The 11,099-nt window shown below is 60.3% G+C and carries 11 protein-coding genes; 3 read left to right on the plus strand and 8 right to left on the minus strand.

The genetic code is table 11. The features are described 5' to 3' along the window. Positions 1-29: 29 nt before the first annotated feature. The 8 genes from ACFSCT_RS03640 to ACFSCT_RS03675 all read right to left on the minus strand — a co-directional run bounded on the left by ACFSCT_RS03640 (position 30) and on the right by ACFSCT_RS03675 (position 6,480). The gene (locus tag ACFSCT_RS03640) at positions 30-653 is read right to left on the minus strand and encodes an antitoxin of toxin-antitoxin stability system (protein ID WP_379140163.1); all 624 of its coding nucleotides are present in this window, start codon (positions 651-653) and stop codon (positions 30-32) included. After that, the gene (locus ACFSCT_RS03645) at positions 646-1,062 is read right to left on the minus strand and encodes a hypothetical protein (protein ID WP_379140164.1); all 417 of its coding nucleotides are present in this window, start codon (positions 1,060-1,062) and stop codon (positions 646-648) included. The genes ACFSCT_RS03640 and ACFSCT_RS03645 overlap by 8 nt, the downstream gene beginning before the upstream one ends. Before the next feature lie 65 nt (positions 1,063-1,127). Then, positions 1,128-1,676 (minus strand): hypothetical protein, encoded by a 549-nt coding sequence (locus tag ACFSCT_RS03650; protein ID WP_379140165.1) that lies wholly within the window; start codon positions 1,674-1,676, stop codon positions 1,128-1,130. A 196-nt stretch (positions 1,677-1,872) separates the two neighbouring features. Then, positions 1,873-2,037 carry a hypothetical protein gene (locus ACFSCT_RS03655; RefSeq protein WP_013368625.1) on the minus strand — a complete coding sequence of 55 codons (165 nt, stop codon included), beginning with the start codon at positions 2,035-2,037 and terminating at the stop codon, positions 1,873-1,875. A gap of 422 nt (positions 2,038-2,459) precedes the next feature. After that, on the minus strand, positions 2,460-2,765 hold the full coding sequence (locus ACFSCT_RS03660; protein WP_379140168.1) for a hypothetical protein: 306 nt from the start codon (positions 2,763-2,765) through the stop codon (positions 2,460-2,462). A gap of 97 nt (positions 2,766-2,862) precedes the next feature. After that, the gene (locus ACFSCT_RS03665) at positions 2,863-5,001 is read right to left on the minus strand and encodes a Spo0J and enkurin domain-containing protein (protein ID WP_379140170.1); all 2,139 of its coding nucleotides are present in this window, start codon (positions 4,999-5,001) and stop codon (positions 2,863-2,865) included. Between the two features lie 124 nt (positions 5,002-5,125). After that, the gene (locus tag ACFSCT_RS03670) at positions 5,126-5,521 is read right to left on the minus strand and encodes a DUF2958 domain-containing protein (protein WP_379140171.1); all 396 of its coding nucleotides are present in this window, start codon (positions 5,519-5,521) and stop codon (positions 5,126-5,128) included. Then, on the minus strand, positions 5,518-6,480 hold the full coding sequence (locus ACFSCT_RS03675; RefSeq protein ID WP_379140172.1) for an ArdC family protein: 963 nt from the start codon (positions 6,478-6,480) through the stop codon (positions 5,518-5,520). The genes ACFSCT_RS03670 and ACFSCT_RS03675 overlap by 4 nt, the downstream gene beginning before the upstream one ends. 194 nt (positions 6,481-6,674) lie before the next feature. Between ACFSCT_RS03675 and ACFSCT_RS03680 the strand changes: the two genes are divergently transcribed. The 3 genes from ACFSCT_RS03680 to ACFSCT_RS03690 form a co-directional block, all read left to right on the plus strand. After that, entirely contained in the window at positions 6,675-8,585 is a 1,911-nt protein-coding gene (locus tag ACFSCT_RS03680) for an McrB family protein (protein ID WP_379140173.1), read from the plus strand. After that, positions 8,585-9,850, plus strand: coding sequence for an McrC family protein (locus ACFSCT_RS03685; RefSeq protein WP_379140175.1), 1,266 nt, complete (start codon positions 8,585-8,587; stop codon positions 9,848-9,850). Before ACFSCT_RS03680 ends, ACFSCT_RS03685 begins: the two co-directional genes overlap by 1 nt. 416 nt (positions 9,851-10,266) lie before the next feature. Further along, a partial coding sequence (locus ACFSCT_RS03690) for a WYL domain-containing protein (RefSeq protein WP_379140176.1) occupies positions 10,267-11,099 on the plus strand: 833 nt, incomplete at its 3' end.

The raw sequence follows: 11,099 nt of genomic DNA on the forward strand, positions 1-11,099 counted from the left end.
TCTCAGACTCATCCGAAGCGGCGACCGGCTTAAGTGAAGGTGTATTCATTGGCAGCGATGGTTTCATCGACCGCCTCGTCCGAGGACAGATAGTCATATTCGCGTTCAAGCTGGCGGTAAAGCCAGCGAGCCAGATCGCGCACCGCCTCGATGATCGTCTCCTCGGCATCGGCGGTCATGTCCTGCCAGGTCGGGCTGTCGCGCTCGACCGAGATCGCCATGCAGTATTCGTGATAATAATGGCCGCGATGGCTGGCCTCGGCGCGAAGCTGATAGAAGTTGCGGCGCTGGATCGCCTGAAGGGCGTCGGCGATGCTGTGCAGTTCGGTGTCCTGCGGGGCATATTCCCGGATCAGACGCGTTGCATGTTTGCGGTAGGAATACCAGGATTCAAAGCAGGCACCGTCCCCCTGCGAGGAAAAGCCCCGGAACCAGATGCAGGGTTCCTGCCGCGTGCCGCCGCCCATCAACCGGACGGGCCGGGTCTTCAGGTCGAGCCCGAGGATTTCCGCGATGTGCTGAAAATCCTCATAGACGGCATCATACCAGTCGTAGTCGAAGCCAGCCTCGCGATACCAAGCGCGCGCCTTGTCCTTGGCCGCATCGGAAAGCTCGTCGAGGCGATAGACGGTGATCTCGATGACCTCACTCATAGGGATTGCCTCCCTCCAGTACGGTGGAAAGCCAGCCATCGGTATTGATCCAGTCCACCGTCTCGCCGGTGGAGAGATCGAGGACGTGCGCCCCGCCGCCGAACCCGTCGATCCTGGGGCGTGAGCAGCTATTGGCGTACTGCATCCCCCATAGGCCGGTCAGACGGAACTCCTTGGCGCAACGAAGCACGAATTTGATGACATGCTCGGGATCGCCATTGCCATCATCGTGCATCCAGAGCTCGGAGCCGCCATGCTCCGGCTGGATGGAAAGCTGAAAGCCGTTTTCGGGTGGGTCTTCGGCGGCATTGTCATCCGCCAGAGCTTTGTAGAGATCAAGCGCGCGGGCAGCGTTTTCGGGGGTGCCCACGTCAAGCAGGCAGGAAAAGTGCGTGAAATAGTCGGCCATGACGGTCTCCGGACATGACATGGCTCGGCATAAGGCCGAGCCGAATGGGATGGAATGGGTGAAGCTCAGGCGGCCTGTGGCAGTCGGAGCAGATCAGCCGCGGCATCGCGCCAGAAGGGATCGACCAGCCGGGCCTCCAGCGCAGCGGCGCGATAACGCAGCCGTCTCGCATCGCCGGGGTCCGTGGTCCGGAATGCCATACCGCGCAGGCCGCTGGCCTCGGTCACGATCCTGCGTGCCTCGGCATCGCATGCGACGGGCTGTTGCCAGAGGATAATGCCGGCGCGAATTTCACCGGCGAGGACCAGGCGCTGATCTTGGTCCTGAATGAGCATGATGCGCGGCTGAAAATACGGGAAGCTGTTCGGCCCCGTGCAAATATCACCACGCACCACGCGCAAGGCTGCGGCCTGGATAGCCTCTTCCGGTGATGGGCATTCGCCAAGCGGGATCACCCGGTCAAAGCTGTTCGCCGCGCCACTGGCGTCATAGCTGGCCACACCAAGGCACGAGATGCGCAGCGGCAGCTTTTGCGATCGATAAAGCGCGGGCAGAACATCGGCAGCCAGAATCTGGCCGATGGAACGGAAGGTTTCGGAACGGGCAAAGGTCATCGGGATCACTCCATGACGGGTGCCGGAAAGCCTCTCTCTCCAGCCCTCAACCCGTCACGGCCGAACGGCCCGCACTCTTCCTCTCTGACCGGGCTTGTTCCCGGTTCCGCTGCCGGCGATGGGCAAGCATCGCAAGGCTGAAGGCCCGATCGCGAGTTTCGCGCTCGGGCCGTCGGGGATGAGGCGCTTTCGCGCCTTATTCCCACGGGTCCAGCTCCAGCTTCACCATATCCTCGTCGCCGTCGAACTCGGCGGCGGGGCAAGCGGCGTGGGTGCCGTCTCCGGCCTGGAACACGACGATTGAGACCATCAGCGTGGTGGCGAGGCTGGCGGCGAAGGCAGTGGCATCTGCATAGGACATGGGTTCCGGCTCCTGTCTTGGGAGGCGGGGGACCATCCCCCGCGCGACAGGCGCCCGAAGTGTCTGACCGGATCTGCAATCACCCGAGGGCGTTCGGACTTTTTCCGAATCCCCGAGGGCGGCACGCGCGCGTAAGCCGACCCCTTCGGGGTTGAATGTCAAAGAGACGGATCGGACCAAGGTTTGCGAATGGAAGCGGGGGTGGTTTTTCGCGTCTGACAGGATGCCGGATACCCGTCGCAGATGCTCCGCCGCGCCAGCCTTGCGACCATGCTGGCATCAGGATCCTGTTCCCTTCAGGCCAGAGATGGCACCCACGCCGCTTGTCCTGATGGGGATGGCGGATTGCATGGTGAAGCCGGATTGGACCCGTCCGGTGCAGGCCTCGCATCGTCACGGCCCGACACGCTGCGATCGGGTCTTCAGCTCCAAAGCCCATCGGCGATTTCGCGGGCGATCATCGCGCGTGCTTTCATCATCAGATCGTCGCCCGATGTGTCGATATGACCATAGAAGCGCGCACGGCCACCATGGGCAGTCCATTCGGCGTAGCGGCAATATTCACGGGCATCGAGCCGGAACACGCGCATGTCTTCGGCCCAATGAGGTTTGGGTTCCACGACGACGGTGATGCCGTCGCGGCTTTCCTCCCAGGGCAGTGTGCGCTCCATCGGACGGTTTTCCCGATCCTGAGCAAGGATTTCGTCAATGCTGATGCTGGCAGCCATGGCGGCTCTCCAAAGAAAAAGCCCGATCACGAGGACCGGGCGAGTTGCGGAAACGGAGGGTAGTAAACGGGGCGACCGAAGCCGCCCCGCATGAGTGCTATTCTGCGGCGACCATATGCTGTTCTTCCTCGTCGTCAGCCGGGTCGTCCTCGCCATCGCTGGAGAGGAAATCGGGCAGATCGTCGACTTCCGCCGCAGCGCCCGATGTCGGATCGACTTCGATACCATCGTCCACCATGCGTAGCGGCTCAGGCAGCCAGCCAGTCTCGGCCAGCAGGCGTTCGGCTTCCTTGGCCATGTCGCCCTTCTTGAGGTGCCCGATCAGATCGGCGGCCCGGTCTCCGGCCCCTTCGCGCACAGCTTCAAGGATACGCGGCTTGGTCACGCGGCCTAGATAATTGCCAACTGTAGGCCGCCAGCCCACTGCCACCATGTCGAGGCCGGTCGAACGGGCCAGCCGGTCAGCCTTCGACAAGCGGATGTCCAGCCCGTGCTGACTGACGCCCGTGCCGCTATGGGGGTTGGGCTTTTCATAGAGTGCGTTGATACCGTAGCTGACGCAATGGGCGAGCAGATCCATGCGCGAACCATCGTCCAGATCGGTCAGCCAATCCCAGAGAGCGGCATCGTCTGCCGGGACATGATCGCCCCAGCGTTGGTGCCGGTCTGCAATGGCCTTGGCTGAGGCGCTATCGCGCAGATCTTCGGCCTGTGCGGGCAGATCCACTTTTCGGACCTGCGCTTCGAGGCATCCTTTGCTGGAATGCGGCATGAAGCGATCCATGACCAGTCGGTGGAGCAGTGCCGTCATGGCGACATGCGGGTTCACCGCCACCGCATCCCGCAGCGCCAGCGTGCGATGCGCGGTCAGTTCGCTGACCAGACGATCGGGCAGCGGCTTGATGGTGTCGGCCTCGTCTTCCTCCTCCGTTTCGACCGGCTGGCCGCCCAGCGTGATAACCGCATGCATGCGGCTCACCTCCGGTTCAGCCCGCTGGATCACCTCGCCGGTTTTCGGGTCAATGATCTCAGCCTCCGGTTCCGCAGGCGTTTCGTCCTCGGGACGGACATAGCCGCGCTCGACCAGCAAGGAGCCATCGGCGTCGATGCTGATGAAGACACCCGCCATGCCGATCTGTTCCGGCTCGAAGGTCATCGGGCGGCGCTCGAAGGTTTCCAGCGCCTGTTCGATCTCACCGAGGCGGGCGTCGATCTCGTCAGGCAGTTCGTCAGCCTCGCCATATTCTGCTTCGAGCCGGTCATATTCGTCACGCAATGCCTCGCGGGTGGCGCGTTCCTCTTCGCTCAGATCGACCGTAGTGCCGACAACCTGACGAAGGCCATGATCGTGACCGTAGGGAAAGGTGATGGCGACCTCGATCCACTTCCAGCCCTCTGCGGCGATGGCTTCGGCCTCGGCCTTCAGTTTTTCGCCCACCAGCCGGTCGAGCAGCACCGGATCTTGCAGCCAGCCACCATCGTCCTGCTGAAAGAGATCGCGCAGCACGCAGCCGCCAGCCTCCTCATAGGCGGCAATTCCGACAAACACTGCCCGCTTGTCGGCGGCGCGGACCGTGGTTTCGGTCAGCAAGCGCCGGATGTGGTAGGGTTCCTTCTGCCAGCCATCCTTGATCGCTTCCCAGACTTGCTCCTGACGCGCATGGTCAGAACTGACGGTGAAGGCCATGAGCTGTTCCAGCGTCATGCCGTCCTCGGCATAGATGTCGAGCAATGCCGGTGAGACCGAAACCAGACGCAGGCGCTGCTTCACCACCTTGGCATCCACGAAGAACGCGGCGGCGATGGCTTCCTCGGTCATGCCCTTTTCGCGCATGGCATGGAAAGCGCGGAACTGATCCAGCGGATGCAGCGGAGCACGCTCGATGTTCTCGGCGAGCGAAACCTCGTCGATCAGCACATCGGCGCTGGCCTCCGACACCACACACGGAACCGGCGCAATTTTGGCGAGGCGCTTCTGCTTGACCAGCAGTTCCAGCGCGCGGAAACGGCGACCGCCGGCGGGCACCTCGAACATGCCGGTTTCCTTCCCCTCGGCATCCACGACCGGGCGGACATGCAGGGACTGGATCAGGCCGCGACGGGCGATGGACTCGGCCAGTTCCTCGACCGAGATCCCGGCCTTGACGCGCCGGACGTTGGACTGGCTGAGCACCAGCTTGTTGAAGGGAATGTCGCGCGAGGACGACAGCGTGATCTTCTGAACGGCAGTGGCCATGTCAGTGACTCCATGACGGACGCCGGTGAGCCTCTCTCTCCGGCTATCAGCCCGTCACGAAGCGAAGCGCCGCCCTCTTCCTCTGAAGAGAGCGACGCCAGCCGCAGAACCTGAAACCCGGAAATCAGGCACTCCGGTTTTCTGTATCGGCAGATGTACGGGAAAAGCCCGCACCGACGCGGTAGAGCAGACGCTCAGCGGCGCGGATGCTGCCGGTTTCGCGGGCGGCCTCGGCCCAGACCGAGATCGGGAAATCCCCGGTGAACAGCAGATCGCGCTCAATGCCCATGCCAAAGGGCAGCCGCACTGACTGCATCTCGACAAGGCTCCAAGACCCCAGTTCAGGAGAACCGAGATCGGCCAGGCCGAACATGATGTCGCCGGCTTCATCCAGTTCAGTGGCGAGCCAGACGCCCGCGCCGAGGGGGTTGAAGAACTTCACGACCGGGATGTGATCCTGATCGCGCTGGCACCCATTCGCCAGCAGCCGGTCGCGCTGTGTGCCGGTCAGGAGGATCATGCCGCAGCCCTCCGGTCGGTTACGCTCGCATCCGGCTCCCCGGTCTCCTCGGCCGGCAGATGCGAGAGCAGCCAGTCTGCCGCCTTGCTGGCCTGTGAGGCCGCACGGACAATGGCGCGGGAATCCTCACGAAGGCATTCCAGCCACGATCCGATGTAATCGGCATGGCGCACCGTCGGCACGATCCCGAGCGCGGCGCAGCTGAAAGCCGCGGTCTGTTCCGCAATCAATTCCTCGAAGGCGTATTTCTTCGAGCCGAACGAGCCGGTCAAATCGCGGTTGAGGCGGCTGTGATGGCCGCTGGCGTGGCCCAGCTCGTGCAGGGCCGTCCGGTGCCAGTTGATCGGCTCGAAATAGGCTTGCGGAGGCGGCACCTGCACATAATCGAGCGACGGCATATAGAAGGCGCGATTACCACCGATACGGAAATCGATGCCGGTGGCCCGGATCAGCGCCTCGACCCGAGGTTCGATCAGGCCCGGCGGTGGTGGCGGAGCGACTGCCGTGATGTCATCGGGCAGGCCCTCGCATTGCGCGGCATTGAATACGGTGAACCGCTTCAGGAACGGAATGGCATACGCATCCTCATCCGTCTCGCGGGCACGGCGTTTTTCGTCCTCGGGGGTAAAACGGTCGGCATAAACGACGGTGGTGCCGCGCTCGCCCTTCCTGACATTGCCGCCCAGCGAAAGCGCCTGTCGGAAAGTCAGCCACGCCTGACCGGGGAAACCGTGCTGGATGACAGCACCCCAGAGAATGAGAATATTGATACCAGAATAGGACCGGCCGGTTGAAGCATTTCTCGGCAGGCCCAGCGGGGCGGTATCCGGCGATGCGCCCCAGGGCTGGACCCACGGGAGCCGACCTTGCTCCAGCTCGGCGATGATCTTGTTGGTGATGTCGTCGTAAAGGTTGCTGCGCGCGCCACCGTCAGCGGGGCTGCGATCATGTCTGGCCATCGGGATAATCTCCGCGACGGGCGCCGGAAGCCTCTCTCCCAGCCCTCAACCCGTCACGGAAAACCCGTCCGCACTCTCACTCTGAAGGGGGCGTTGCGGGGTCTCCCCGCTGAAGGGGGTGCGTCGGCAACGCCAGTGCCGACCAGGGGGAAGGCTTTCCCCCAAATGCCTCTGTATACTGGACAAAAAGAGCTTTGCTGGTTTCTTATGCAAGCTGGACCGACTCGCGCCAGTCGGAAGACGACTACTGCATGCCGCAATGGTTATCTAAGTATTTCCGAGGAATTTTCGTGGCCCGTTATAACCCAGATGCTGATCTTTCTCCCCTTTACGAGACCATGGATCGTCTTCGCACTGATTGCCTGATCGGCGATGGTTCCCTGCTGTCACCTGGACGCTCACTCTGGACCGCCGAACACTTTGCGGAGTTGCAGCGTACCTACGTGCAGAACCTCGATGAGGGCGAAGGCAAGTTCTTCGAAAAGCTCAGAGTCCAACTGTCTGACGCAACCGCTGAAGCGCACTGCCTGATGGCCGAGCTGATCTGGCTACTTTATGCCTTCCAGCGCCGCGATGTCTCTCCCCCGACCAAGGATCGGAAAGTCCGCGAGGTTTGGTCCTGGTCAGGCCAGGATTTGCCGCAAGATGTGGCGGCCCTGACCGAACAGGTTCTTTACGGTGTGGGCCGGGCTGGACAGGGATATAACAACAATAAATGGCGCGAGCTCGTTCTGTTGATTACCGCCATGCAGGATCTCAAATCCAGGCCTGTTGATGAACGTCGACGCCTGCTTGGGGACGGCGGCGCATTTGCCAGTTGGTTCGAGATACAGGTGAATGGCGAAAATCGCCAGTTGCGCCATATCCTGCCCTTCCTGCTTTTTCCTGACAGCTTCGAGCGCATCAGCGCCGGCCAGCATAAACGGGATATTCTGGCTGGCTTCGGGGCAACAACCGCAGCCGATGCCGGCACCATGAGCATAGCCGAGCTCGATGACGCACTTCTGACTTTGCGCAAGAGCCTTGAAGCCAAGCATGGTTCACACGTCGATTTCTACGAAGGTGACTTCAGGCCCGTCTGGCAGAAGCCGAAAGAGAAGAAGGCGCACTCGACAGATAAACTGGATGAAGAAGCCGTCGTCCCAGCTCCATCCGGTTTTGAACTGAATACGATCTTCTATGGCCCTCCGGGTACGGGCAAGACGTTCAGCACCGCACAACGCGCCGTCGAGATATGTCTAGGCCAGGTGGCGTCCGATCCGGGTGCAGTGCGCGCGTCCTATGAGCAACTGGTCAAGGACGGGCGCATCGGCTTCGTCACCTTCCACCAAACCTATACCTACGAAGATTTCGTCGAGGGGCTGCGCCCCAAGCCAATGGCATCGGGGGCAGGCTTCACGCTCGAACCGGAAGCAGGCGTGCTGAAAGTAATGGCAGAGCGGGCTTCGAAGCAGGCCGGTAAGCATGTCCTCATCATTGACGAGATCAATCGCGCCAACATCTCGAAGGTTCTGGGCGAACTCATCACGCTTCTGGAGGCGGACAAGAGACGGGGAGCGCCTGCGGCGATCACCGTCACACTTCCTTATTCCAAGACCGCATTCTCCCTTCCGGCCAATCTGTACATCCTTGGCACGATGAACACGGCCGACAGATCCATCTCGCTGCTGGACACAGCACTGCGTCGGCGTTTCGTGTTTGAGGAACTGCCGCCTGATCCCTCAGAACTCGCAGGCATCGAACTCGACGATAGTGCGCTCGATCTCGCAGCCATTCTGGATAACCTCAATTTGCGCCTCGTCTATTTCCTGGGAGAGGACGCCCAGATCGGCCACGCCTGGTTTATGGGCGTCAAGACGAAAGCCGACCTCGATCGCGTCATGGCGTTCAAGGTCATCCCGCTGCTGCGTGAGTATTTCCATGACGACATTGAACGGGTTCGTATTGTTCTGGGTGGCGGCGACGGCTTCCTGAATCGAACCCCTATTCCGGTTCCCAAGGGGGCTGAGGGATTCGCTGAGGATCGGTATCGCTATTCCGATGTTTTTCGGGAAGAAGGCGCATACCCTGAAGCAGCTTACATGGCTCTTCTGGGACAGGAATAATGCCCAAGCAGAAAAGCCATTACTCTCTGCCGGAATGGTCCTCTCTGCCCATTGGACCCGACGGAATCAGCGAAGGACAAGCCGAGCAACTGCATCTTGCCGCAATCACGGCTGCACGCAGGCTTGGCGTGGGGGAGAACGGCGTACTGGCGCGAGGCTTTCGGAAGCTGGAAACCAAGCAGGTTTGCGGCATTATTTCCGTTCCAGGGATAAGTTTGGAAATCCTGCCCAAGCTCACCGACGAGGACGGTGCCTTGCGAGCGACCCTTGTGCGGATGATTGCGGTCGCCTTCGACATCCCGCTTTCAGAAGGGCAGATCGCGCAGATGGCGGCACAGGAGAGCGACCTTCTCGAAGCCTTTATCAACCTGTTTGTCACACGGCTCGCGGAGCAAGCGAAATCCGGTCTGACGCGCGACTATGTGCCCGAGGAGGATGTTTTGCCTAAGCTGCGGGGAGCGCTAGATGTGCGGCAGCAGATCGTTCGCCGTTCGGTTGATCCTTCCCGCCTGCATTGCCGGTTTGACGAGTTTTCCGAGAACACACCGCTCAACCGGCTGTTCAAGGCCAGCCTGTTGCGCATCATCCCCTTTGTGCGCTCCGAGCCTCTGCGTCGCCGGATCGCTAACCTGATAGGGCGCTTCACCGACATCCCCGCCAGCCCCGCCCCGCTGAGGGAGCGGATCGTTTGGAACCGGATGAATGAGCGCTTTCGTCAGGCGCATATGCTTGCGCGTATGCTTCTGGAAGCAGAGTGGCAAAACACGAGTTCCGGACACAGCACGGGCATTTCGTTGCTCTTTCCGATGAACCTGCTGTTTGAACGGTATGTTGCCCGCTGGCTGCAACGGGTTCTTCAGCCAGGATCGGTGTCAGTTCAGCGCCGACAGCACACCCTGTTGCAGCATGGCGCCTACCCTCTGATCCCGGACATCGTAATTGACACCTCTGATGGCCCGTTGGTCATTGATACGAAATGGAAGGATCTCGGAGAACATTCAGGCTCTACGCCAAATGTGAGCCAAGCCGACCTATACCAACTCGCGTCCTATGGGGCGGCCTACAATGCAAGCCGCGTCATACTTTTCTATCCTGCGATCAAACAGAAATTGGCCCCAACAACATGGCGCTACACCGCGACCAACCTTAGAGTAGATATCTGGCAAGTCGATTTGGCAGTCGCGAAACAAACCCACAATTGGAAGGACATCGCGCAAGACATAGTTAATCATGCAGAACACCATGTTCCATTACGCAACACATGAAATTCGGCGTTTTTTGACGAACATTCGATGCCACGAATTCGGACAATACGATCCGTTTTAAGTTCAGATTTCCTTATGAACACAAATCTATGCGGTGATTTTCAGTCAAATCAACAAACAGTACCCGTTGAAATAACATCCGGATGGCTTGTATATTTTTTAAAAAAAATGGAAAACATTCAGAATGGCAATAAGTTCAGAATGTTGACGCCACGATTGGATTAACATTCCGACGATAGCCCGAGCCCGGCAAGTTAGCATTTATTCGCCCACTACAAATTACACCTATCCACGCAAACAACTGTCCTCGCTTACAAATTTAGTTGCCCGCGCTCTGCCGATCAGATAGCGTGCAAAGGGCACAGAAATTGTGTGCGCACAGTTAGCGCACACACAACAAACCCAAGGGCAAGGCTTTGGAAATCGACAGGTCGGAACTTCGCTGGGGCGTCGAGCAGCGGCTCGAGTTCATCGAGTTTCGCCTGTTCTGGGAGGGGCATGTGAACCGAAGCGATGTCATGGAGCAGTTCGGGCTGTCGGTGAACCAGGCTTCATCCGACCTGAACCGCTACATCAGCTTTGCCCCCGACAACATGACCTACGACAAGAGCGCGCGCACCTATGTGCGCGGCCCTGGCTTCAAGTCTGTGTTCGGGAAGCTGGACGCTGGCCGCTACCTGGCCCAGCTGCGCTCTCTCGAGGATGGGCTCCTCGACCGCGATGATTGCTGGACCAATTACCTGCCGGCCTTTGCCTCGACGCCAACTCCTGTGCGCGGCGTTCATCCTGAAAACTTGCGCGCGGTTGTTGGCGCCATTCGCCGGACTGAGGCGATAGAGATCAACTACCAATCCTTGTCCAATCCCGAGCCGCGTTGGCGCTGGATTGCGCCCCACGCCATCGCTTTCGATGGGTTTCGTTGGCATGCGCGAGCCTTCTGTATGACGGACGATTGCTTCAAGGACTTCCTGCTGTCGCGGATGCTGGAAGTGCGCGGGACCGCCGAGGCTGTAACCACTGCAGCCGAAGATGCCGATTGGCATTCGGAGGTCACGCTGGAGGTGGGGCCCCACCCGGAACTGTCCGAGACACAGGCCAAGGTGATCGCGCTCGACTACGGCATGCAGGACGGTAAAGCCGAGATCAAAGTTCGCCGCGCGCTGCTTTATTACACGCTCAAGCGCCTAGGTCATGTTGACAAATGGCGGATCCAGAGACGGATGGACGTGATATCAATGAAGCCGAGGAA

It is taken from the genome of Paracoccus pacificus, from assembly GCF_042680785.1.
Lineage (GTDB): Bacteria > Pseudomonadota > Alphaproteobacteria > Rhodobacterales > Rhodobacteraceae > Paracoccus > Paracoccus pacificus.